This window comes from Parahaemophilus parainfluenzae (genome assembly GCF_001053575.1).
Lineage (GTDB): Bacteria > Pseudomonadota > Gammaproteobacteria > Enterobacterales > Pasteurellaceae > Haemophilus_D > Haemophilus_D parainfluenzae_S.
Genome location: NZ_JVSL01000037.1, coordinates 1 through 22,724 on the forward strand (window position 1 = coordinate 1; position 22,724 = coordinate 22,724).

Here is a 22,724-nt window from a genome sequence, read left to right on the forward strand (position 1 = left end):
ATCTAACTTGTTACAGTTAATACATCAATTATTTGATGATTTTCGCAACAACGCCTGCACCTACTGTACGGCCACCTTCACGGATTGCGAAACGTAAACCTTGGTCCATCGCGATTGGGTGGATTAAGCTTACTGTCATTTTGATGTTATCACCAGGCATTACCATTTCCACGCCTTCTGGTAACTCGATTGTACCAGTTACGTCAGTTGTACGGAAATAGAATTGTGGACGGTAACCTTTGAAGAATGGAGTGTGACGACCACCTTCATCTTTTGATAATACGTAAACTTCTGATTCGAAGTCAGTGTGTGGAGTGATTGAACCTGGTTTCGCTAATACTTGACCACGTTCGATTTCTTCACGTTTGGTACCACGTAATAATGCACCGATGTTTTCACCTGCACGACCTTCGTCAAGTAATTTACGGAACATTTCAACACCAGTTACTGTTGTTTTCGATGTTGGTTTGATACCAACGATTTCAACTTCATCACCAGTACGGATGATACCACGCTCAACACGACCTGTTACTACTGTACCACGACCTGAAATTGAGAACACGTCTTCGATTGGAAGAAGGAACGGTTGGTCAATTGCACGCTCTGGTTCAGGAATGTAAGTATCTAAGTGGTTTGCTAACTCAAGGATTTTTTCTTCCCATTCTGCAACACCGTTTAATGCTTGTAATGCAGAACCACGTACGATTGGAGTATCGTCACCTGGGAAATCATATTGAGAAAGAAGTTCACGAACTTCCATTTCTACTAATTCTAATAACTCTTCGTCATCTACCATGTCGCATTTGTTTAAGAATACGATGATGTAAGGTACACCTACTTGGCGACCTAATAAGATGTGTTCACGAGTTTGTGGCATTGGACCATCTGTCGCTGCTACTACTAAGATTGCACCGTCCATTTGCGCCGCACCGGTAATCATGTTTTTAACATAGTCCGCGTGTCCTGGGCAGTCAACGTGTGCGTAGTGACGAGTTGGAGTATCGTATTCAACGTGTGAGGTGTTGATGGTGATACCACGCGCTTTTTCTTCTGGCGCGTTATCGATTTGGTCGAATGCACGAGCTGCACCACCGTAGTGTTTTGCTAATACAGTTGTGATTGCTGCTGTTAAAGTTGTTTTACCGTGGTCAACGTGGCCGATTGTACCCACGTTTACGTGCGGTTTTGTACGTTCAAATTTTTCTTTAGACATTTGTTTAGTTTCCTAGAAAATGCTCTATAAGCCATTCGACTTATAGAGCGGATTGTTACAAAAAATTATTTTTTACGCGCTTCAATTACTGCAGCAGCAACACTTGTTGGCGCTTCAGCATATTTTAACGGTTCCATTGAGTATGATGCACGACCTTGAGTTTGTGAACGTAAGTCTGTTGCATAACCGAACATTTCAGAAAGTGGAACTTCTGCATCGATTTTAACAACGAATTCGTTCGCTTCTTGACCGTTAACCATAGCACGACGACGGCTTAAGTCACCGATTACATCACCCACATACTCAGGTGGAGTTTCTACTTCAACTTTCATGATTGGCTCAAGTAGAACTGGGTTTGCTTTAGCGAACGCTGCTTTAAATGCTAAAGAAGCCGCTAATTTAAACGCTAATTCTGATGAGTCAACATCATGGTATGAACCGAAGTGTAAACGTACACCAATATCTACTACCGGATAACCCGCTAATGGACCAGATTTAAGCTGTTCTTGGATACCTTTATCAACTGCAGGAATGTATTCACCAGGGATTACACCACCTTTGATTTCGTTTACAAATTCGTAACCAGGACCTTCTGGATCTAATGGGTATAAGTCAATAACAACATGACCATATTGACCGCGACCACCAGATTGTTTTGCGTGTTTACCTTCCACATCGTTAACACGAGTACGGATAGTTTCACGGTAAGATACTTGTGGTTTACCGATATTAGCTTCCACTTTGAACTCACGTTTCATACGGTCAACGATGATGTCTAAGTGTAACTCACCCATACCAGAAATAATGGTTTCACCAGATTCTTCATCAGTGTGAACACGGAATGAAGGGTCTTCTTGAGCTAAACGACCTAACGCAAGACCCATTTTTTCTTGGTCAGCTTTAGTTTTAGGTTCTACTGCTACAGAGATTACTGGCTCTGGGAATTCCATACGCTCAAGGATGATTGGTGCTTCGATTGCACATAATGTATCACCCGTAGTTACATCTTTTAAGCCGATTGCTGCAGCGATATCGCCCGCACGAACTTCTTTGATTTCTTCACGTTTATTAGCGTGCATCTGTACGATACGACCAAAACGTTCACGTTTTTGACGTACAGAGTTTAATACTGTATCACCAGAGTTAATTACACCTGAGTACACACGGAAGAAGGTTAAGTTACCTACGAATGGGTCAGTTGCAATTTTGAATGCTAATGAAGAGAACGGCTCATCATCACTTGCGTGACGTTCACCTTCAGTTTCATCTGGGTTGATACCTTTGATTGCTGGAATATCAGTTGGTGCTGGTAAGTATTCAACAACTGCATCAAGCATCGCTTGAACACCTTTGTTTTTGAATGCAGAACCACAAGTTACCAAGATGATTTCGTTTGCTAATACGCGTTGACGAAGACCTGCTTTGATTTCTTCTTCGCTTAAGTCTTCACCACCAAGATATTTTTCCATTAATTCTTCAGTTGCTTCAGCTGCTGCATCAACAAGGTTTTGACGCCATTCTTCGCACGCTGCTTGCATATCTGCTGGAATATCTTCATAAGTGAAGGTCATACCTTGGTCAGCTTCGTTCCAGTTGATCGCTTTCATTTTGATCAAATCAACAACACCAGTGAAACTTTCTTCTGCTCCGATTGGAAGTTGAAGAGGAACAGCATTCGCACCTAAACGAGTTTTAAGTTGTTCAACAACACGTAAGAAGTTAGCACCAGTACGGTCCATTTTGTTTACGAACGCAATACGTGGAACTTGATATTTGTTAGCTTGACGCCATACAGTTTCAGACTGAGGTTGAACACCACCAACTGCACAGTAAACCATTACCGCACCATCAAGAACACGCATAGAACGTTCTACTTCAACAGTAAAGTCTACGTGTCCCGGGGTATCGATAACGTTGATGCGGTGTTGTGGGAACTGTTGTGACATACCAGACCAGAATGCGGTAGTTGCCGCAGAGGTAATGGTAATACCACGCTCTTGTTCTTGTTCCATCCAGTCCATTGTTGCTGCACCATCGTGTACTTCACCAATTTTGTGACTTACACCAGTGTAGAATAAGATACGTTCAGTGGTAGTAGTTTTACCAGCATCAATGTGCGCACTAATACCGATATTACGATATCTTTCAATAGGGGTTGTACGAGCCATTATTATAACCTTGTTAAGTTTAATATCTGTTTATATAAGGGTAAGGCTTCATCGAGGATGAAGCCCTTAAATTTTAAAAGCGTATTACCAACGGAAGTGAGCAAATGCTTTATTAGCTTCAGCCATACGGTGAACGTCTTCACGTTTTTTCACAGCTGCGCCTTTGTTATCTGATGCATCAGATAATTCATTTGCAAGACGTAAAGCCATTGATTTATCACCGCGTTTACGTGCAGCTTCAACGATCCAACGCATACCTAATGCGTTACGACGAACTGGACGTACTTCAACTGGCACTTGGTAAGTAGAACCACCAACACGACGAGATTTAACCTCAACGGTTGGGCGAACGTTTTCAAGTGCAATTTCAAATGCTTCTAAAGGTTCTTTACCTGTGCGTTCTGCAAGTTTGTCTAACGCACCGTAAACGATGGTTTCAGCAACGGATTTTTTACCGTCTACCATTAATACATTAATAAATTTTGCAAGTAACTCTGAACCGAACTTCGGATCTGGAAGAATCTTGCGTGGTTCAACACTACGACGACGTGGCATTGCGAATTTCTCCGTATATTTAATCTTCAGGATATCCAAAACTCTATAAAAATTAACCGCACTTTAAAGTGAGCTAATATGATACTGGAGTTTCTGATTTAAATTTTTACTAATTTAGACGTTTGGCCTTACTTAACGGAGTTCCATTAAGCTTTAGGACGTTTAACGCCGTATTTAGAACGACCTTGTTTACGATCTTTAACGCCTGCACAGTCTAATGCGCCGCGTACAGTGTGGTAACGAACACCTGGTAAGTCTTTAACACGACCACCACGGATAAGCACAACACTGTGCTCTTGAAGGTTGTGACCTTCGCCGCCGATGTAAGAAGTTACTTCAAAGCCATTAGTTAAACGAATACGACATACTTTACGTAATGCTGAGTTCGGTTTTTTAGGTGTAGTTGTGTATACACGAGTGCACACACCACGTTTCTGCGGGCAAGCCTCTAATGCAGGAACGTTACTTTTTACAACCTTTTTCACACGCGGTTTGCGTACTAGCTGGTTGATAGTTGCCATTAAAAAAGCTCCAGTTTAAATGTTATTCATAATAGAATGTTTGTTACAAAATCTATCTCTCTATCCAATAGACAGAAGAAATAGACGCTGAATTTTAATGGTTTCACCTCGCATTGTCAATATTTAAACAGAAATAGGATCGCAAAGGATCGCTTGACAAAAAATCTAGGTGAAATAGACCGCACTTTGTCAAATCAATTGCCTGCCTGAAGCCAGGGTTTTATAATTCCAAACAGAATTATTTTGTTGGCAATCATTATGTTACGTTCATTCATTTTTCATTTACGTTATTTCTATCACAAAAAACTTCGACAAACGCATCGTATCTCTCATAAAACACTCGAATTTGTATGTTTACTGATTGGTGCAACGTTTGTTGCCCTCTTTTCCTTTGGATTTGCCAAGCTAGCCGATATCGGACTTGAATTTAATGCCTATTGGTCTGCTAAATACCCTCTCGCCGTTTGGATCGTTTTACCGCTTGGTCTTGCTTCTCTCACTTGGTTTACCGCCAAATACACGCCTTATGTCGGCGGCAGCGGTATTCCACAAGTGATTGCCTCCATTAATCTTCCTTACAATGGCTATAAAACGAAACTGGTTGAATTTCGCCAAACTATTTGGAAAATTCCGCTTACTTTCTTTGCAATGGTTATCGGTGCGTCTGTTGGACGAGAAGGCCCTTCTGTTCAAGTCGGTGCTGCTGTTATGCTGAGTTGGGGAAATTTCTGTCGTAAATATAACTTTGCTTTCCGCGGCTTAAGTACGAATGAACTCATCGCAACGGGTGCAGCAGGCGGTCTTGCTGCCGCATTTAACGCCCCTTTGGCTGGGGTAATTTTTGCCATTGAAGAATTGGGTCGAGGCGTGATGTTACGCTGGGAACGCCGCGTATTACTTGGGGTATTAGCAGCGGGTTTTATTTTGGTAGCGATTCAAGGCAATAGCCCTTACTTTCCAGCCTATAAAGGCGCAACAGCTATTCCTTATTTATATCTTTGGCTTGCCGTTTGTGGCGTAGTTTGTGGCGTACTGGGTGGTATATTTGGGCGACTCCTTGCAAAAGGATTAGCGGGACTCTCTCCACTCAAATGGCGTGATTGGATCCGCAAACACCCTATTTACATTGCTTTATTGCTCGGTTTAGTACTTGCCGCGATGGGCACTTACAGCGAAGGGCAAACTTATGGAACGGGTTACAATGTGGTCGCCAGAGCATTAGAAGGACAACTCGTTTCACCTGAAGTGGGGATACTAAAGCTCTTCGCAACAGTTACGACTTACTGGAATGGCATCGCGGGCGGAATTTTTACGCCATCTCTCACTACTGGCGCGGGTATCGGCACCATGTTATGGGAAATTAGCAACGGCATGGTTGATCAACGCTTCCTCGTCATTTTATGTATGGCAGCCTTTTTAGCCGGCGGCACACAATCCCCTGTGACAGCGAGTGTGGTTGTGATGGAAATGACAGGGGCTCAACCTGTGCTGATTTGGCTCTTGATTTCCAGTATCATTGCCTCCATAATTTCGCGCCAATTTAGTCCGAAACCTTTTTACCACTTTGCGGCTGGACGTTTCCGTCAACGAATGCAGGAACAACAAGCAGAAGATCTTCGCCGTAACGAGATTCAAGAGAAATAAAAAATGTCAGAAAACCAACCGCACTTTTATCATGGCCGCTTTTCCGTTGCGCCAATGCTAGATTGGACGACACGCCATTGTCGCTATTTTCATCGTCAATTTAGTAAAAATGCGTTGCTTTATACTGAAATGGTCACAGCTCCCGCCATTATTCATGCGAAATACGATCATTTAGATTTTGATTTGCAAGAAAACCCGGTTGCCTTACAACTTGGCGGAAGCGACCCCGCACAGCTAAAACATTGTGCAAAATTAGCCGAAGAAAGAGGCTATCATGAAATTAATCTGAATGTGGGCTGTCCTTCCGATCGCGTGCAAAATGGCATGTTTGGTGCGTGTTTGATGGCAAAAGCAGATTTAGTAGCTGAATGTATTGCTGAAATGCGAAATGTCGTGAATATTCCTGTCACTGTGAAAACACGTATTGGCATTGATGATTTGGATAGCTATGAATTTCTCTGCGACTTTATCGAAAAAGTCCATCATGCAGGCTGCCAAGAATTTATTGTTCATGCCCGAAAAGCCTGGCTTTCAGGATTAAGTCCAAAAGAGAATCGAGAAATTCCCCCTTTGGATTATGATCGTGTTTATCAATTGAAGAAAGACTTCCCACAATTAACCATTGCTATTAATGGCGGCATTAAAACCATCGAAGAAATGAAACATCATTTGCAATTTGTGGATGGGGTGATGGTTGGGCGTGAGGCTTATCAAAATCCATCGTTGCTAGGCTATGTTGATCAAATGCTTTTTAATGCTAATGCAGATATCGTCACACCAAGACAAGCGGTGGAAGCCATGTTCCCTTACATTGAAAAACAGCTGAGCCAAGGTGTTTATTTAAATCATATCGTTCGACATATGCTCGGCGCATTCCAAAACTGCAAAGGGGCAAGACAATGGCGACGCTATTTAAGTGAAAATGCCTTTAAGCAAGGCGCGGGAATCGAAGTGGTTGAAACAGCATTAAGCTTTGTGGAAACCAATTAAGCCTAAAATACAAAGTGCGATCAGAATTTAAGAGATTTTCTAACCGCACTTTTGTTTTCTGAGTATTTAATTAGCAATGATGTTTTTGGCGATACGCTACTAAATCTTCAATTGTTAATACTACATAACCAAATTTTTTCGCAAATTCGATAATTTCTGGTGCGCGAGCCATAGTGCCATCATCATTTGTGATTTCACAAATCACACCCGCTGGTTTAAAACCACTTAAACGCGCTAAATCAACGGACGCTTCAGTATGACCGCGACGCGTTAAAACACCACCTTCTGCCGCACGTAATGGGAAAACATGTCCTGGACGGTGAAGATCTGCCGGTTTCGCCTGATCTGCAATCGCCGCTTTGATTGTGGTGACACGATCTTGTGCCGATACACCTGTTGACACACCTTCTGCCGCTTCAATCGTCACGGTAAACGCGGTTTTATTCACGCTATTGTTATGCTCAACCATCGGTGGCAAATCAAGTTGTTTGCATTGTTCATCGGTGATACATAAGCACACAATACCACTGCCATAACGAATAAGTTTTGCCATTTGTTCTGGCGTAATGGTTTCTGCAGGGAAAATTAAATCGCCTTCATTTTCGCGATCTTCATCATCCAATACTAATACGCCATTACCTTTTTTGAATGCGTTCAATGCGTTAATCACCCGTTCTTCGCCGGTCGCACCAAATGCAGATAAAATTGACTGATTCATCGTAATTTCCTTTGTTGTTACGTTAAAATTAACCAGAATCAGGGCTGAGAAATGCAAATAAATAAGACGGAATTGGGAACCCAATCCGTTTTATTCTCTTTCATCCAGACTATACTGTCGGCTTTGGAATTTCACCAAATCTGCTAACCTTAAAAGTACAACGCGAAACAATCTTGTAAAAACTTAATCAAAATTGACCGCACTTTTAAGTGCTCGTGGGCTGTCACCACCGGTAGGGAATTTCACCCTGCCCTGAGAATGCAGGTCGTAGTATAACGCAAAACGTCGCGGTAAAAAATCATTCAATGAAAAATGTTTTTATTTGCACAAAGATTGCATAAAATAGGGCTATACTGCCACTATGCAATGGCGATTTAGCGAAGGATACATTATGTCGAACAAACACAATAAAAAAGTGGGTGTGATTTTTGGGAAATTCTACCCAGTTCATACCGGCCATATTAATATGATTTATGAAGCATTCAGTAAAGTGGATGAACTTCACGTAATTGTCTGTAGCGATACCGAACGTGATTTAAAGCTGTTTTATGATAGTAAAATGAAGCGTATGCCAACGGTACAAGATCGCCTTCGCTGGATGCAACAAATCTTTAAATATCAGAACGATCACATTTTTATTCATCATTTAGTTGAAGATGGCATTCCAAGTTATCCGAATGGTTGGCAAGCTTGGAGTGAGGTGGTAAAAAATCTATTTGAAGAAAAACAATTTACCCCGACGATGGTATTTAGTAGTGAGCCACAAGATAAAGCGCCATATGAAAAATACTTGGGTCTCGAAGTTTCTTTAGTGGATCCTGACCGCTCTTTCTTTAATGTATCCGCAACGAAAATTCGTACTACACCTTTCCAATATTGGAAGTTCATTCCGAAAGAAGTCCGTCCGTTCTTTGCAAAAACTATCGCCATTTTGGGTGGTGAAAGCAGCGGTAAAAGTGTGTTAGTTAGCAAACTGGCTGCCGTATTTAATACTACTTCTGCATGGGAATATGGTCGGGAATATGTCTTTGAAAAATTAGGTGGCGATGAGCAAGCCATGCAATATTCTGACTATCCACAAATGGCGCTAGGCCACCAACGCTATATTGATTATGCCGTGCGTCATGCTCATAAAGTGGCGATTATTGATACTGATTTCATTACCACGCAAGCTTTTTGTATTCAATACGAAGGTAAAGCTCATCCGTTCCTCGATTCCATGATCAAAGAATACCCATTTGATGTAACAATCTTATTGAAAAACAACACAAAATGGGTGGATGATGGCTTACGTAGTCTAGGCAGCCAAAAACAACGTCAACAATTCCAACAATTATTGAAGAAATTGTTAGATAAATACAAAGTGCCTTACATTGAAATTGAATCGCCAAGTTATTTAGATCGTTATAACCAAGTGAAATCTGTTGTAGAAAAAGTGTTAAATGATGAAGAACTTGAAGGTTTACAACACACAAAACGCATATTGACCACCGAGAAATAAAATGCTTTTATTCGCAGGCGATCCGCACGGAAGTTATGAACATCTTTATCCTTTCGTGCAAGAAAATGACAACGTTGCCCTGATTATTTTGGGTGACTTGCAGCTTTCTTCGCCTGATGAATTAGATAAACTCGCAAAATATTGTGATATTTGGTTTATTCACGGTAATCATGACAGCAAAACCGTCGCCGCATTTGATTCGATTTGGGGCACACATTGGAAATCGCGTAATTTGCATAATCGTGTTGTTGAAATCCAAGGTCAACGCATTGCCGGCTTAGGTGGCGTATTCCGAGGACAAATCTGGATGCCACCCAATAAACCGATGTATTTTGATCCCATCCACTATTGCCAATATAGTCCACAAGAAAAAATTTGGCGTGGCGGTGTACCATTGCGCCATCGCACATCTATTTTCCCTTCTGATATCGAAGCCATTGAAAATGAACAAGCCGATATTTTAATTTGCCATGAAGCGCCTAAACCTCATCCAATGGGATTTCGTGTGATTAATCAACTCGCAGAAAAATTAGGGGTAAGACACGTTTTCCATGGTCATCACCACGATAACGTCGAATATAAGACAAATTTCCATTATAAAATCACGAATGTCGGTTTTAGAAGTGTTACTGATGCACACGGAAATTATTTATTAAAAACTATTGATGATAGAGAAAAATAACTGAGTTAGTAGTTAATTGTTTTTGATAAAAAGAAAAGTTTGAAGAGAGAAGATGGCGCACCCGAAAGGATTCGAACCTTTGACCGCTCGGTTCGTAGCCGAGTACTCTATCCAGCTGAGCTACGGGTGCGTAGTGATGTTTTATTCTTCGTAACCATTTTAACTGATAGAGTCGATTTTAAATGGCGCACCCGAGAGGATTCGAACCTCTGACCGCTCGGTTCGTAGCCGAGTACTCTATCCAGCTGAGCTACGGGTGCGTAGTGATGTTTTATTCTTCGTAACCATTTTAACTGATAGAGTCGATTTTAAATGGCGCACCCGAGAGGATTCGAACCTCTGACCGCTCGGTTCGTAGCCGAGTACTCTATCCAGCTGAGCTACGGGTGCAGAATAAATAAAACTAACAACAAATGGCGGTGAGAGAGGGATTCGAACCCTCGATGGAGTTTTTGACCCCATACTCCCTTAGCAGGGGAGCGCCTTCAGCCTACTCGGCCATCTCACCACATTCGGTGTGTGGGCGGTATAATACGTTTTTTTGAAAATATGTCAAATCATTTTTTGAAAAAGCAATGTTGGTTGATTGATTTATCTACATTTTGCATAAATAAAGTGCGGTTGAAAAAACAAATGAATTTCTTACCGCACTTTAATCATCTCTAGCCTTTTAAAATTGCTCGCAGACGATCAAGCTGACTCGATGTTTGTTGCTGCTTCTGCTCTGCCGTTAATTTTGGCTTATCTTTTTCCCATTGCACATCATCTTGTGGCAACTCAGCCAAGAAACGACTCGGCTCTGGGCGAATTGACTCGCCAAACTGACGCCGTTCACGACAAAGAGAAAAAGTCAGCGTTTGTTGGGCTCGCGTAATGCCCACATAAGCTAGACGGCGTTCTTCTTCCACGTTATCTTCATCAATACTGGTTTGATGAGGCAAAATTCCCTCTTCCATACCGATTAAATACACATGAGGAAACTCTAAACCTTTAGAGGCATGCAGCGTCATCAATTGCACTTGATCGCTCTCGTCATCGTCTTCACCGCGTTCCATCATGTCGCGCAAGGTTAAACGGGTAACCACTTGATTTAAAGTCATCGGCTCATTCACCTCATCGCCTTTGAGCATATCCTCTACCCAGCTAAATAAGGTTGCCACGTTTTTACTTTGCATTTCGGCGGCTTTAGGGCTGGTGGCATACTCATACAAATATTCTTCGTAATGCAATGAGGAAAGTAAAGAACGCACAGCGGTTTCTGGATCGGAACGTAAACTTTGATCGTTTAACTCCACAATCCAACGACCAAATTTTTGCAAGGCATCATAGGCTTTCGGTGTAACAAGTTGCATCAGTTCAAACTCAAAAATCGCCTCAAATAAACTGATATGTTTTTCCTGTGCCAACTCGCCTAGTTTTTGCAATGTTGCGGTACCAATTTCCCGTTTCGGTGTATTCACAATACGCAAAAAGGCCGCATCATCGTCTTGGTTTACCACCAAACGCAAGTAGGCCATCATATCCTTAATTTCAGCGCGGGAGAAAAAAGACGTCCCGCCAGAAATTTTGTATGGAATACGGTTGTGCATCAGCACTTTTTCCAATAGACGGGATTGATGGTTACCGCGATATAAAATCGCATAATCCTTAAATTTGGTTTTACGGCTAAAACGATGAGCAATTAATTCTGCCACAATCCGTTCTGCTTCATGCTCTTCATTTTTCGCCTCAATGACTTGCAGTTTTTCACCTTCGCCCAAGTTGGAAAACAGTTTTTTATCGAACACGTGCTCGTTGTTATCAATCAAAATGTTCGCACAATGCAAAATACGATGAGTGGAGCGGTAATTTTGTTCTAATTTAATGACTTGCAAACGCGGAAAATCATCACGCAAGCGCACCATATTTTGGGGGCGAGCACCTCGCCAAGAATAAATGGATTGATCGTCATCCCCCACCACCGTAAAGCAAGCTCGCTCGCCTACCAGTAATTTAATCAGTTCATATTGGCTAGTATTGGTATCTTGATATTCATCCACCAACAAATAGCGGATTTTCTCCTGCCATTTTGACCGCACTTCTTCGTTCTGTTTGAAGAGTAAGGTCGGCAACATAATCAAATCATCAAAATCTAACGCATTATAAGCACGGATTTGCGTTGCATAACGCTCATAACATTTTGCAAAGGTTTGATATTTGGCATCTTTCGCTAAGGCATAAGCCTGTTTTGGCGAAACCAAATCATTCTTCCAATTAGAAATAACGGAAATTAATTCACGCAGTAAGTCTTTATCTTCCTGCAGTACATCTGCCGTCAGTTCTTTTAGTAAGGCAAGTTGATCGTGCTCATCAAACAAGGTCATATTCGATTTAAAGCCTAAGGCTTTATATTCCCGTTTGATAATGTCGAAACCTAAGGTATGGAAAGTAGAAACAATCAATCCTTTGGATTTTTCTTTACCAATGGAATGGGCTACACGCTCTTTCATTTCACGAGCAGCTTTGTTGGTAAAGGTCACGGCGGCGATCTGTTTAGGTAAATAACCGCAATGTTCAATCAAATGAGCAATCTTATTGATGATCACGCGAGTCTTGCCCGAGCCTGCGCCTGCTAGTACCAAGCAAGGCCCGCTGACATATTCGACAGCCTGTTGTTGTTGAGGATTGAGTTTCATATCTTAATGCAAATTAATTTGACCACGCATAAGGCAACAATGCGGTATCTAATAAAAATGACAGTGGCAAATCTAAAATAGGTAAGCCCCATTTTTGTGCCATCTCTAAATCATAAGCCGCACCCGCGTAAGGTGTGTATTTTTCCGATGGATCGATTAATTTCACCACCGTACCACAACCAGTTAACGCTAAAAGTGCGGTTAAAATCAGAAGTGTTTTTTTCATTCACGACGTGCTTTTAAGGCTAAATAGACGGCTTCCGGCACCAGTTCTTTCACATCGCCATGATGCAAATAAATTTCTCGTACAATCGTGGAAGACACAAACGCCCATTTTTCTGTTGGAGGGAAGAACAAACTATCCACACCATCAGTTAATAAACGGTTTAATGCAGCCAGTTGTAATTCATATTCGAAATCTGTTGTTGTACGCACACCACGAATAATGGCAGTAATTTTTTTCGCTTTAATTTCATTCGCGAGTAAATCAGAGAAGCCAAATACTTCCACATTGGGTAAATGAGCAACCGATTGACGCACGAGCTCAACGCGTTCTTCTAATGAGAACAATGGCTTTTTGCTCGGACTATTCGCAACCGCGACAAAAACTTTCGGGAAAATGACCGCACTTCGCGCAATGATATCTAAATGCCCGTTGGTAATCGGGTCAAACGTGCCTGGGTAAATTACGCTTGTCATTTATGGTTCTCCGAAATATTGGTTAAATAAGGATGAAGCAAATCTAAAAGACGCTGTAATGCGCCACGATTTTCAATTAATACCTCGTAGCCTGCATTGCCTAAACGTTGACGCGCCCCTTTCGAATTCAATAACTTATCAATAATCTCTGCCAATGCTTTTTCTGTTGAGTTGATTTGCAATACACCTTGCACCTCTAACAGCGAGGTAAAAACTTCAGGGAAATTAAATGTATGCTTTCCACTCACAACGGGTAATTTAAACGCTAGAGGCTCAAGCGGATTATGTCCCCCATGTTTGACCAAACTTCCACCAACAAACGCAATATCTGAAATACCATACATCAACATCAACTCGCCCATGGTATCCCCCAGAATTACTTGGGTATTTTCTGAAGGAATCTCCCCCGTTGAACGACGAATAAAGTTAAAGTTGGCTTTTTCAATTAAATCTGCCACCGGATTAAAACGTTCAGGATGACGAGGTACAAGCAATAGCAGCAAGTTTGGATGTTTTTTCAGTAACAAATGATGTGCTTGTAAAATGAGTTCTTCTTCCCCTTCATGGGTACTCGCCGCAATCCAAATCTGACGATCTTTCGCCCAGCTCTCATGAAGTGTTGCAATGTCTTTGAGTAACTCATCACTAACCACAAGATCATATTTAATATTACCGGTTAATTGCAGACGATCTTTCTCATAACCTAACTCTAAATAACGTTTTCCACTGATACTATCTTGTGGCGCAATCAAGCTGATTTGAGAAAGCATATACTGCAAGTGTTGTTTGACTTTGCCATAGCGTCTGGCTGAACGTGCAGAAAGGCGTGCATTCGCTACAATGAAAGGAATATTTCGACGAGCCAAACAATCAATCAAATTTGGCCAAAGTTCCGTTTCAATGACAATGAATACTTTAGGTTGAATAAAATCAATAAAACGATTGATGACACAAGGTAAATCGTAAGGCAAATAACAATGCGTCACAGTTTCCCCGAACGCAGCTTTTACGCGTTCAGAGCCTGTTGGCGTGACCGTTGTAAACGTAATCGGTAAATTCGGGCATTCCTTCTGAATACGTTTTACTAGTGTCGTAGCAGCAATCACTTCACCGACTGATGCCGCATGAATGACGATCCCATCTTGTGCAGGCTTAACAAGATTCGCATAAATACCATATCGCTCGCCTAAACGCTTACGATAATTCGGAGCCTTGAGACTTCGTAGTAACATGAATAACAGTACAAAAGGCTGAATCAGATACATCAGGCAGGTATAAAAAAAACGCCACATAAAATAAATTCGGTTATACTTACAAAAACTTCGGCTAGTATAGCAAAAAAAGGATCAAAATATGCCAACAATTAGCGTTGCCATGATTGTCAAAAATGAAGCGGCAGATCTTGCTCAATGTCTTGACACTGTAAAAGATTGGGTAGATGAAATCATTATTGTCGATTCGGGCAGTACTGATAACACTCAAGAAATTGCGGAACAATATGGTGCAAAATTTTATTCGCATCCTGATTGGCCAGGTTTTGGCAAACAACGCCAACGTGTACAACAATATGTCACCAGTGATTATGTTTTGTGGCTAGATGCCGATGAACGTGTCACACCAAAACTGCGTGAATCTATTCAACAAGCGGTTCAACAAGATGCTCCAAATACGGTTTATGATATTCCTCGTGTGAGTGAAGTGTTTGGGCGCGAAATTCGCCATTCTGGTTGGTATCCTGATTATGTGGTGCGTTTATATCGCACAAATTATGCGGGATATAACGATTCTCTGGTACATGAAAAAGTAGTTTATCCTGAAGACACGAAAGTACAGAAATTAACTGGCGATCTGGAGCATTTCACTTATAAAAGCATTCATCACTATTTGGTGAAATCCGCGGGCTACGCCAAAGCTTGGGCAGATCAACGCCAAGCCAAAGGCAAAAAGGCAACATTATGGCAAGGTGTCAGTCATGCCATCGGGTGCTTTGTCAAAATGTACATTTTAAAAGCCGGTTTCTTAGATGGAAAACAAGGTTTTCTGCTTGCGGTACTTTCGGCCCACTCCACCTTTGTGAAATATGCTGATTTGTGGGAACGCAATCAACATTAATCAAAAACAAAAAGTGCGGTTAAAATTAACCGCACTTTTTTTATCTCTTTTAGAACAAGAAAACTAGTTTTTCGCTGCTGCCGCTGCTTTCACGATTACTGCAAACGCAGGCGCTTTAAGTGAAGCACCGCCCACTAACGCACCATCGATATCTGGTTGAGTGAATAATTCTGCTGCGTTAGCATCATTTACTGAACCACCGTATTGAATGATCACTTGATCTGCTACAGCTTGTGATTTTGCTGCGATGTGGCCACGGATAAATGCGTGAACAGCTTGTGCTTGTGCTGGAGTTGCTGATTTACCCGTGCCGATTGCCCAAATTGGTTCATAAGCAATCACAGCACCATTAAATGCTTCTACACCTAATGCATTGATGACTGCATCAATTTGACGCGCACATACTTCTTCAGTTTTACCTGCTTCGTTTTCAGCTTCAGTTTCACCGATACATAACACTGGCACTAAACCTGCTTCTTTTAATGCACCAAATTTTTTCGCTACGAATTCGTCGCTTTCTTTATGGTAAGTACGACGCTCAGAGTGACCGATAATGATGTATTTTGCACCAAAATCTTTTAACATTTCAGTTGAAATATCACCGGTGAAAGCACCTTTAACATTCACATCAACGTTTTGTGCACCTAAAGCAATTTGGCTGCCTGCAAGTGCCGCTTCAGCTGTACCCAAGTACATAACAGGTGGGGCAATAGCCACATCACAACCTGTTACACCTTGTAATTCTGCTTTTAATCCTTCGATTAATTCTTTGGTAAAGGCTTTGGAACCGTTTAATTTCCAGTTACCCATCACTAAAGGACGACGTGCCATTTTTGTTTCTCCATATTGAATAAATAAAAAGTGTGTTTACTATACCAAACTTTAGGCAGATTTCTTTGTGCAAAATCACATTTTGAAAATTTTTTTGGGGAAATGATGATTATTTTGTGCTAAAAAGCTACAATCTACTGTACGGAACCGATAAAAAATAACCAATTTTATAAATAAACGGAAAATAGGTCTGGTAACAATGAAAATTTTCAAAGCCGAACAATGGAATATAGAAGTGCTTGCTCCACTCTTTGAAGCCTATCGACTTGCCAACGGAATGAGTGAAAATCCTGACCGCACTTTAACCTTTCTAACAAATCGTATGCGTTTTAATGAAAGCATGTTTTTTATTGCTGTAAACGAAAATGTACAAGCGATTGGCTTTGTTCAACTTTATCCTCGCTTATCCTCTTTACAATTACAACGCTATTGGCAATTAACCGATATTTTTGTCAAAGAAGATAAACATCAAGCCGAGATTTATGCAGCCCTTATTTCTAAAGCGAAAGAGTTTGTCCGTTATACACAATCTAATCGTTTAGTAGCGGAATTAAGCCAAGCTCAACAGAGTATTTTAGAACGCGAAGGATTTAAGCTAAACACGAAAAAAAGTTTGTTTGAATTAACTCTCTAATGCATACACTCCTCAATCAATATTGGGATTACTTGCGAATTGAACGCCAAGTAAGCCCACATACACTCACCAATTATCAACATCAACTGGATGCGATTTTAGCGATTCTAGCAGAAAAAGGCATTCAACACTGGCAGCAAGTGAATCCAAGTGTGGTTCGTCTTATTTTGGCGGAAAGTCGAAAGCAAGGTTTAAAAGAAAAGAGCTTGGCATTACGCTTATCTGCTCTTCGTCAGTTTTTCAGCTATCTTGTACAACAAGGGCAAATGAAAGTGAATCCGGCAACAGGTATTTCAGCACCGAAACAAGGCAAGCATTTGCCGAAAAATATTGATGCTGAACAGGTCCAAAAATTGCTTTCAAATGACAGCAAAGATCCGATTGATTTGCGTGATCGTGCGATGATGGAATTGATGTATAGCTCAGGGCTTCGCTTATCTGAATTACAAGGCTTAAACCTTAATAGCATTAACACGCGTGTACGTGAGGTCAGAGTGATTGGTAAAGGAAACAAAGAACGTATTGTGCCTTTTGGACGCTATGCTTCTCATGCAATTCAGCAATGGTTAAAAGTACGCCCTTTATTTAATCCAAAGGATGACGCCCTTTTTGTTAGCCAACAGGGAAATCGCCTTACTCATCGCTCTATTCAAAAACGAATGGAAACCTGGGGCATTCGACAAGGATTAAACAGTCATCTCAATCCGCATAAACTGCGTCACTCTTTTGCCACTCACATGCTGGAAGCGAGCTCAGATTTGCGGGCTGTTCAAGAGCTTTTAGGGCACAGTAATTTATCCACCACACAAATTTATACGCATTTAAATTTCCAGCATCTTGCTGAAGTGTATGATCAAGCCCATCCTCGAGCAAAACGAAAAAAATAAACAAAAAGGCTACCTTTCGGTAGCCTTTATTCATCTCACTATAAGCTAAACGCCTGAATATAAGGAAGTTTTCCTTTCTTCAGCATGTCTTCAATACCGCTTTGATGGTCATTTTCACCTAATCCACGTAATTCAAAGGTGACACCAACACTGTTGTCATAAACCACTTGATCGTTACGTTGATTTTGGCGACTCGTCACATAACGTCTTGCACCAACGCCTAAAGACCAACAGCACGAGTTATATTGCACGCCCACATATTGCTCAACCGGTTTTTTCAACGCAATATCTTGATAATATTTTCCCACAAACGCCCAATTATCTGAGACTTCCCATGCAGCTACAACACCAATCTGTTTAATATCTTGTTGGTAACGGTTAGCAGAAGCCCCCAAGTTTTGGTTGATATACTCTTTACTTGCGTAACGATAATTTAACTGAATCAGATTATTCTTCATTGGGTTAAATTCTAAACTGCTATTCGCCAATGAGGCTTTATCTAGCAACGTATCGTATTGGTAGCTACCGCGCCAATTCCATTTATCGCTAATTTTCCAGTTAGACTCCAAGGCCCAAGAAGAAGAGGATTTTGGCGTACGATTATTTGGATTATCGTCAATTTTTGATGCCGTTAAATAATAAATTTGTCCTGCAGAGAAGTTAAAACGTTCATCAGAATTCTTATCATAAAAACGAGTTGTTCCACCAAGCGTTATTTGATTAGCTGATGAAATACGATCTAAACCACTATAACGACGATCACGGAATAATGAATAATAATCTTGTTGGACTAACGCAGAATCATAACCAAAGCCAAGATAATCATTCACTCGTTTTGAACCGATATTACTTTGATCTTTGTATGGTCGATACAAATATTGAACATGAGGTTCAAGCGTTTGTGTATAACCATCAAATAAAGTTTTATTGCTTGCTAAAACCGTTTGTAAATCTACTTTTAATTGTGGCAATACACGATTTACTGATTTTTGCACTTCTTCCGCTGCAGAAGAAGTTCCTTTTTTCTGGTTATAATGCGTTGCATAAAGTTTAGTCTCAATATTCAAGCTACCATATTTATTTGACATTGCTGTTGCCAAGCTTGGTTCAATATGAAAACGCCATGCTTTTGGCATCAAAGCACTATCATTATCAAAGCGTACTGCTTGCGAAAATAATTTAAAATCGATCCAACCATTCGCCAAATCATTTTTGTAATAATTGAAGTCGATTTGTGGCATCGCTCGGTAAGGCCCGATATCGACTTCATCAAAAATCTGGAACTGACGTGCGGAAATCGCGAAGTTGTAATTAGGTTTATAGTAAGCAATACGTGCGTATTGATTTGCATAACCATCAGTACTGTCACCATAATCTGAATCAAAATCGGTGAAATAACGTTTATCACTTACCTTAGTGTAATCAACATTTAAACGCCAGTTTTCAAGAAAAGAGGAATTATGGTTCCAATAGAACAAATGACGCTTACGATTATCACTGGTATATTCATCATAACGATCACGTCCTAAATATTCGCCAGCAAGTCTACCTTCACCAACGGGTGTTAAATAACGGAATTCACCATTTAATTGCCAACCACGACGAGACATATATTTTGGTGCAAATGTGGCATCATAATTTGGTGCAATGTTCCAATAAACCGGCTGTTTATACCAATAACCATCACGGCTAGAATGACCAACGGTTGGCATTAATAAACCTGAACGGCGACGATCACCAATCGGTAATTGTAGATAAGGAGTATAGAATACTGGCACACCTAATACTTTAAAACGTGCATGCCAAAATTCAGCATATTCTTCTTTTATGTGCTGACGGATCTCAGAGGCATCCACCGCCCAGGCATTATCATCTGGCAAACAAGAGGTAAATGTCGCGTTTTTCATTACGCGATAATTATCACCTAACTCAATTTCTTGTGCTTTACCGCGACCTTGACGTCCTACAAGTTGGTAGTCTGCATCGGTAACATTACCGTTTTTGCTATCTAAATTAAAACTCGCATCATTACCTAATAGATTAATTTGATTATCTTTGTAATCAAATCCGCCTCGCAAATAAGCCCAGCGTTGAGTTTGATTGCCCTCACCTGTTTGCTTGACTTCAACTGAATTCCCTACCAAATGGCGGTTTCCTTGTTTCAAATCCACATTGCCTTGATAAATCGCCTGAGTTGGCTGATTAATCTCTGCTTTATCTGCTTCAATATAAACTGGTAAGTTATTGACATCACCTTTCACGACTTCCCCAGTAAAGTGAGGTACACCGAGTAAGCATTGAGAATGCAGATCGGCCAAACTTTGTTGACTATAAAGTGCGGTCAGAATTGAGATTGAAATTAAGGTATATTTTCTATTCATAATTCAGTTCTTATTCAGATGAAATTAGGGAGATTATACTGGAATATCACTTACAACAACAGCCATTTATATGGTCGTTAACTAACCCCATAGATTGCATAAAGGCATAACATGTTGTTTCCCCAACAAAGACAAAACCACGTTTTTTCAATGCTTTTGACAGTGCTTTTGAGATTTCAGTTCTAGCGGGGACCACAGAAATATCGGGGACATCATTAATAATCGGTTGATGATTCACAAACGACCACACAAAATCACTGAAATTTTCACCGCACTTTTCCATGACTAAATAGGCTTTGGCATTTTTCACAATGGCTTCCAGCTTTGCCCGATGGTGAATAAGCCCGGTATTTTCCATGCAACGATCAATATCTTGTTCGGTCATTTTCGCAATTTTGGCTGGGTCAAATTGATGGAATGCTGCTCGATAGGCTGCACGTTTTTTCAATACGGTAATCCAGGAAAGCCCCGCTTGTTGCCCTTCTAAACAGATCTTTTCAAACAGCTTTTGACTATCAAATTGTGGCTTGCCCCATTCCTTATCGTGGTAGTCGATATAAATCGGAAGTTCGCCCGCCCAAGGGCATCTTGTACTCATGCCATATCCTTTTTGAGTTGTTCATAGATTGCGACAAAATCGGGCATCACCCCACGCCATAAATAAAATGAATGGGCGGCTTGCGCCACCAACATACCAAAACCATCGCTGACATTATTCAGACCTAAGGATTTACAGTAGGCAATAAAAGGCGTGTCACCACCTTTGGCATATTGCATGTCATAGCAAGCTCGGGCTAATGATAAGATTGAGGCATCAACGGCGGCGGTATGCCCGCTTAATCCGGCCGAAGTTGCATTGATCACTAAATCATAGGCTTGCGCGGGAATCGCATCCATCGCTACCGCTGCAATTGTGCCGTAAGGTTTGAACTTATCTGCTAATTGTTGCGCTTTTTCTAGGGTGCGGTTAGCCAAGACAATCTGCTGTTGTGCTTCCAATAAAGGCAGTAATACCCCTTTGGTTGCCCCGCCGGCACCTAAAATTAAAATGCGTTGTTGTGGCTGAATCCAACCTAAGCGTTGTAAATCTGTCACTAAACCAATGCCATCGGTATTGTCCGCATAGAGTTTGCCGTTATCCAATTTTTTTAATGTATTACAGGCTTCTGCCAGTTCCGCCCGTTCGCTATGTTCCTCAGCGAGCGCATAGGCACGTTCTTTAAATGGTGCAGTGATATTGCAACCTTGTGCTCCTGCAGCAAAAAAGGACTGTAATTGCTGCTCAAAATGATCAAGATCACCTAATTTGGCAACATATTCCATCGTTTGCTGGGTTTGCTTGGCAAATAAGCGATGAATCAACGGGGATTTACTTTGGGCAATCGGATTGCCCCAAACGGCATAGTGCATATCTTATCCTTGTCTGAAAAGTTGGTTTGTGAGCAAATCGCGGATTTCCGATGGATTTTGTGCTTGGCCGACTGCATCATCGAGTACGGGAAAATCTGCCCCAAATTGGGAACGCACGGCATCTGCGCTGCGACAAGGTGATTTACCAGTTAAGTTGGCGCTGGTCGAGGTGAGAGCAAAGCCTGTTTCTTCGCATAAGGCTTTGACGGCAGGATGAGTACATAAACGCACCGCAATACTATTAAATTGCCCCGTCAGGAAATGTGGAACCTCTGTCTTAGCCGGCACCACCCAGGTGATCGGATGCTCATATTGCGCCTGTAAGCGTGCAAGCTGTTCGTTGGACAAACAGGAAAAATCAACAAAAGGCTGCAAAAAATGCAAGCTCGGCGCGACTAAAATAAGGCCTTTTTCAATCGGACGTTGTTTTAAATCAAGCAATTTTCTGACCGCACTTTCACTTAGCGGATTACAGCCCAAACCGAATACCGCTTCAGTAGGATAGGCAACGACTTCGTCTTGCATTAAACGGGCGGCAATTTGTTGTACATTCATTTTTCGTTCTCAAAAATATGTCGACAGCCTTTATTCGCGCATTGCCAAACTTGCTGTTCGGCATTTTCACTTTTTAATAGCGCAAGTGGAAAATGGCATTGTGGACAAGGCATGGCATAGGGTTTTGCCGGTAAGGAAAATTTGCAATGGGGAAAGTTATCGCAACCATAAAAGATTTTCCCTTGTCGTCCGCGACGGGCAACTAAATGCCCTTTATGGCATTCCGGACAGTCAATGGATTGTTCTTCATCCTGTTGCTCATGCACCACAAAATCACAATCGGGATAATGGCTACAACCAATAAACATCCCAAAAGCACCTTGTTTGAGTTGGAGTGGGTTGCCACATTGCGGGCAGGTTTCATCAAGCTCTTTCAACACCTTATGTTCCACCTTATGCAAGGGGCGCAAATAATCACAGGCAGGATATGCCGAACAACCTAAAAACAGCCCCTTTTTCCCCTGTTTCATTTGCAGAGGCGCGCCGCATTGTGGGCAATATTCTTCGTGTTTTGTGTGTTGGAAAAGGCTTTGACTCATACGCTTGTC

At 41.4% G+C, this 22,724-nt stretch carries 22 protein-coding genes, 4 tRNA genes and 1 riboswitch; of the genes, 7 read left to right on the top strand and 19 right to left on the bottom strand.

Going from position 1 to position 22,724, the window contains the following annotated elements; translation table 11 throughout:
* Positions 1 to 28 precede the first annotated feature (28 nt).
* From tuf to rpsL, 4 genes are all read right to left on the bottom strand, one after another.
* Positions 29 to 1,213 (bottom strand): elongation factor Tu, encoded by a 1,185-nt coding sequence (gene tuf, locus AC979_RS07495; protein WP_049365036.1) that lies wholly within the window; start codon positions 1,211 to 1,213, stop codon positions 29 to 31.
* A gap of 65 nt (positions 1,214 to 1,278) precedes the next feature.
* Positions 1,279 to 3,381: an elongation factor G gene (gene fusA / locus AC979_RS07500; RefSeq protein ID WP_049365197.1), complete on the bottom strand. Its 2,103-nt coding sequence runs from the start codon at positions 3,379 to 3,381 to the stop codon at positions 1,279 to 1,281.
* An 84-nt stretch (positions 3,382 to 3,465) separates the two neighbouring features.
* A complete protein-coding gene (gene rpsG / locus AC979_RS07505; protein ID WP_005699184.1) occupies positions 3,466 to 3,936 on the bottom strand; it encodes a 30S ribosomal protein S7 in 471 nt (156 codons plus the stop codon).
* A 146-nt stretch (positions 3,937 to 4,082) separates the two neighbouring features.
* Complete coding sequence (gene rpsL / locus AC979_RS07510) at positions 4,083 to 4,457, bottom strand: 30S ribosomal protein S12 (protein WP_005543325.1); 375 nt, start codon at positions 4,455 to 4,457, stop codon at positions 4,083 to 4,085.
* 258 nt (positions 4,458 to 4,715) lie between these two features.
* Between rpsL and AC979_RS07515 the strand changes: the two genes are divergently transcribed.
* Positions 4,716 to 6,101, top strand: coding sequence for a chloride channel protein (locus AC979_RS07515; RefSeq protein ID WP_049365196.1), 1,386 nt, complete (start codon positions 4,716 to 4,718; stop codon positions 6,099 to 6,101).
* Positions 6,102 to 6,104: 3 nt separating this feature from the next.
* A complete protein-coding gene (gene dusA, locus AC979_RS07520; protein ID WP_049373662.1) occupies positions 6,105 to 7,091 on the top strand; it encodes a tRNA dihydrouridine(20/20a) synthase DusA in 987 nt (328 codons plus the stop codon).
* Between the two features lie 70 nt (positions 7,092 to 7,161).
* Here the strand turns inward: dusA and ribB are convergent, their stop codons facing one another.
* Positions 7,162 to 7,809, bottom strand: coding sequence for a 3,4-dihydroxy-2-butanone-4-phosphate synthase (gene ribB / locus AC979_RS07525; protein ID WP_049373664.1), 648 nt, complete (start codon positions 7,807 to 7,809; stop codon positions 7,162 to 7,164).
* A gap of 88 nt (positions 7,810 to 7,897) precedes the next feature.
* A riboswitch (FMN riboswitch) is annotated at positions 7,898 to 8,073 on the bottom strand.
* A gap of 127 nt (positions 8,074 to 8,200) precedes the next feature.
* Between ribB and nadR the strand changes: the two genes are divergently transcribed.
* Both nadR and AC979_RS07535 read left to right on the top strand, forming a co-directional pair.
* On the top strand, positions 8,201 to 9,310 hold the full coding sequence (gene nadR / locus AC979_RS07530) for a multifunctional transcriptional regulator/nicotinamide-nucleotide adenylyltransferase/ribosylnicotinamide kinase NadR (RefSeq protein ID WP_080971328.1): 1,110 nt from the start codon (positions 8,201 to 8,203) through the stop codon (positions 9,308 to 9,310).
* A gap of 1 nt (position 9,311) precedes the next feature.
* Positions 9,312 to 9,992 carry a metallophosphoesterase family protein gene (locus tag AC979_RS07535; protein WP_049373665.1) on the top strand — a complete coding sequence of 227 codons (681 nt, stop codon included), beginning with the start codon at positions 9,312 to 9,314 and terminating at the stop codon, positions 9,990 to 9,992.
* 53 nt (positions 9,993 to 10,045) lie between these two features.
* Here AC979_RS07535 and AC979_RS07540 read toward each other — a convergent pair.
* From AC979_RS07540 to waaA, 8 genes are all read right to left on the bottom strand, one after another.
* Positions 10,046 to 10,122, bottom strand: a tRNA-Arg gene (locus AC979_RS07540).
* 53 nt (positions 10,123 to 10,175) lie between these two features.
* Positions 10,176 to 10,252: transfer RNA gene (locus AC979_RS07545), tRNA-Arg, on the bottom strand.
* Between the two features lie 53 nt (positions 10,253 to 10,305).
* Positions 10,306 to 10,382, bottom strand: a tRNA-Arg gene (locus AC979_RS07550).
* Between the two features lie 24 nt (positions 10,383 to 10,406).
* Positions 10,407 to 10,500, bottom strand: a tRNA-Ser gene (locus tag AC979_RS07555).
* 154 nt (positions 10,501 to 10,654) lie between these two features.
* Positions 10,655 to 12,667 carry a DNA helicase Rep gene (rep, locus tag AC979_RS07560; protein WP_049373667.1) on the bottom strand — a complete coding sequence of 671 codons (2,013 nt, stop codon included), beginning with the start codon at positions 12,665 to 12,667 and terminating at the stop codon, positions 10,655 to 10,657.
* Positions 12,668 to 12,680: 13 nt separating this feature from the next.
* A complete protein-coding gene (locus AC979_RS07565) occupies positions 12,681 to 12,893 on the bottom strand; it encodes a lipoprotein (RefSeq protein ID WP_005694824.1) in 213 nt (70 codons plus the stop codon).
* Complete coding sequence (coaD, locus tag AC979_RS07570; RefSeq protein WP_014064370.1) at positions 12,890 to 13,366, bottom strand: pantetheine-phosphate adenylyltransferase; 477 nt, start codon at positions 13,364 to 13,366, stop codon at positions 12,890 to 12,892. Before coaD ends, AC979_RS07565 begins: the two co-directional genes overlap by 4 nt.
* Positions 13,363 to 14,658, bottom strand: coding sequence for a lipid IV(A) 3-deoxy-D-manno-octulosonic acid transferase (waaA, locus tag AC979_RS07575; RefSeq protein WP_049373669.1), 1,296 nt, complete (start codon positions 14,656 to 14,658; stop codon positions 13,363 to 13,365). The genes coaD and waaA overlap by 4 nt, the downstream gene beginning before the upstream one ends.
* A gap of 61 nt (positions 14,659 to 14,719) precedes the next feature.
* Here waaA and AC979_RS07580 point away from each other — a divergent pair, with 61 nt between their 5' ends.
* Positions 14,720 to 15,478 (top strand): glycosyltransferase family 2 protein, encoded by a 759-nt coding sequence (locus AC979_RS07580; protein ID WP_049373671.1) that lies wholly within the window; start codon positions 14,720 to 14,722, stop codon positions 15,476 to 15,478.
* Between the two features lie 63 nt (positions 15,479 to 15,541).
* On the opposite strand, the gene tpiA is transcribed toward AC979_RS07580, so the two are convergent.
* A complete protein-coding gene (tpiA, locus tag AC979_RS07585) occupies positions 15,542 to 16,309 on the bottom strand; it encodes a triose-phosphate isomerase (protein ID WP_049365182.1) in 768 nt (255 codons plus the stop codon).
* Positions 16,310 to 16,508: 199 nt separating this feature from the next.
* Between tpiA and AC979_RS07590 the strand changes: the two genes are divergently transcribed.
* Positions 16,509 to 16,943, top strand: a complete 435-nt coding sequence (locus tag AC979_RS07590) for a hypothetical protein (protein WP_049373673.1) — start codon at positions 16,509 to 16,511, stop codon at positions 16,941 to 16,943.
* The gene (xerC, locus tag AC979_RS07595) at positions 16,943 to 17,830 is read left to right on the top strand and encodes a tyrosine recombinase XerC (RefSeq protein WP_014064388.1); all 888 of its coding nucleotides are present in this window, start codon (positions 16,943 to 16,945) and stop codon (positions 17,828 to 17,830) included. The genes AC979_RS07590 and xerC overlap by 1 nt, the downstream gene beginning before the upstream one ends.
* A gap of 38 nt (positions 17,831 to 17,868) precedes the next feature.
* Here the strand turns inward: xerC and lptD are convergent, their stop codons facing one another.
* The 5 genes from lptD to AC979_RS07620 are packed head-to-tail and all read right to left on the bottom strand — an operon-like array spanning position 17,869 to position 22,715.
* Positions 17,869 to 20,211: an LPS assembly protein LptD gene (gene lptD, locus AC979_RS07600; RefSeq protein WP_049373675.1), complete on the bottom strand. Its 2,343-nt coding sequence runs from the start codon at positions 20,209 to 20,211 to the stop codon at positions 17,869 to 17,871.
* A 46-nt stretch (positions 20,212 to 20,257) separates the two neighbouring features.
* Positions 20,258 to 20,809 carry a DNA-3-methyladenine glycosylase I gene (locus AC979_RS07605; RefSeq protein WP_049373676.1) on the bottom strand — a complete coding sequence of 184 codons (552 nt, stop codon included), beginning with the start codon at positions 20,807 to 20,809 and terminating at the stop codon, positions 20,258 to 20,260.
* Positions 20,806 to 21,621 (bottom strand): shikimate dehydrogenase, encoded by an 816-nt coding sequence (aroE, locus tag AC979_RS07610; RefSeq protein WP_049373678.1) that lies wholly within the window; start codon positions 21,619 to 21,621, stop codon positions 20,806 to 20,808. Before aroE ends, AC979_RS07605 begins: the two co-directional genes overlap by 4 nt.
* Positions 21,622 to 21,624: 3 nt before the next feature.
* Positions 21,625 to 22,176, bottom strand: coding sequence for a Sua5/YciO/YrdC/YwlC family protein (locus AC979_RS07615; RefSeq protein WP_049373680.1), 552 nt, complete (start codon positions 22,174 to 22,176; stop codon positions 21,625 to 21,627).
* On the bottom strand, positions 22,173 to 22,715 hold the full coding sequence (locus AC979_RS07620; protein ID WP_049373682.1) for a DNA topoisomerase family protein: 543 nt from the start codon (positions 22,713 to 22,715) through the stop codon (positions 22,173 to 22,175). Before AC979_RS07620 ends, AC979_RS07615 begins: the two co-directional genes overlap by 4 nt.
* Between the last annotated feature and the right edge of the window lie 9 nt (positions 22,716 to 22,724).

Bases quoted from the DNA above. Each gene is read 5' to 3' on its own strand.
- tuf (WP_049365036.1), bottom strand. From the start codon at position 1,213: ATGTCTAAAGAAAAATTTGAACGTACAAAACCGCACGTAAACGTGGGT.
- fusA (WP_049365197.1), bottom strand. From the start codon at position 3,381: ATGGCTCGTACAACCCCTATTGAAAGATATCGTAATATCGGTATTAGT.
- rpsG (WP_005699184.1), bottom strand. From the start codon at position 3,936: ATGCCACGTCGTCGTAGTGTTGAACCACGCAAGATTCTTCCAGATCCG.
- rpsL (WP_005543325.1), bottom strand. From the start codon at position 4,457: ATGGCAACTATCAACCAGCTAGTACGCAAACCGCGTGTGAAAAAGGTT.
- AC979_RS07515 (WP_049365196.1), top strand. From the start codon at position 4,716: ATGTTACGTTCATTCATTTTTCATTTACGTTATTTCTATCACAAAAAA.
- dusA (WP_049373662.1), top strand. From the start codon at position 6,105: ATGTCAGAAAACCAACCGCACTTTTATCATGGCCGCTTTTCCGTTGCG.
- ribB (WP_049373664.1), bottom strand. From the start codon at position 7,809: ATGAATCAGTCAATTTTATCTGCATTTGGTGCGACCGGCGAAGAACGG.
- nadR (WP_080971328.1), top strand. From the start codon at position 8,201: ATGTCGAACAAACACAATAAAAAAGTGGGTGTGATTTTTGGGAAATTC.
- AC979_RS07535 (WP_049373665.1), top strand. From the start codon at position 9,312: ATGCTTTTATTCGCAGGCGATCCGCACGGAAGTTATGAACATCTTTAT.
- rep (WP_049373667.1), bottom strand. From the start codon at position 12,667: ATGAAACTCAATCCTCAACAACAACAGGCTGTCGAATATGTCAGCGGG.
- AC979_RS07565 (WP_005694824.1), bottom strand. From the start codon at position 12,893: ATGAAAAAAACACTTCTGATTTTAACCGCACTTTTAGCGTTAACTGGT.
- coaD (WP_014064370.1), bottom strand. From the start codon at position 13,366: ATGACAAGCGTAATTTACCCAGGCACGTTTGACCCGATTACCAACGGG.
- waaA (WP_049373669.1), bottom strand. From the start codon at position 14,658: ATGTGGCGTTTTTTTTATACCTGCCTGATGTATCTGATTCAGCCTTTT.
- AC979_RS07580 (WP_049373671.1), top strand. From the start codon at position 14,720: ATGCCAACAATTAGCGTTGCCATGATTGTCAAAAATGAAGCGGCAGAT.
- tpiA (WP_049365182.1), bottom strand. From the start codon at position 16,309: ATGGCACGTCGTCCTTTAGTGATGGGTAACTGGAAATTAAACGGTTCC.
- AC979_RS07590 (WP_049373673.1), top strand. From the start codon at position 16,509: ATGAAAATTTTCAAAGCCGAACAATGGAATATAGAAGTGCTTGCTCCA.
- xerC (WP_014064388.1), top strand. From the start codon at position 16,943: ATGCATACACTCCTCAATCAATATTGGGATTACTTGCGAATTGAACGC.
- lptD (WP_049373675.1), bottom strand. From the start codon at position 20,211: ATGAATAGAAAATATACCTTAATTTCAATCTCAATTCTGACCGCACTT.
- AC979_RS07605 (WP_049373676.1), bottom strand. From the start codon at position 20,809: ATGAGTACAAGATGCCCTTGGGCGGGCGAACTTCCGATTTATATCGAC.
- aroE (WP_049373678.1), bottom strand. From the start codon at position 21,621: ATGCACTATGCCGTTTGGGGCAATCCGATTGCCCAAAGTAAATCCCCG.
- AC979_RS07615 (WP_049373680.1), bottom strand. From the start codon at position 22,176: ATGAATGTACAACAAATTGCCGCCCGTTTAATGCAAGACGAAGTCGTT.
- AC979_RS07620 (WP_049373682.1), bottom strand. From the start codon at position 22,715: ATGAGTCAAAGCCTTTTCCAACACACAAAACACGAAGAATATTGCCCA.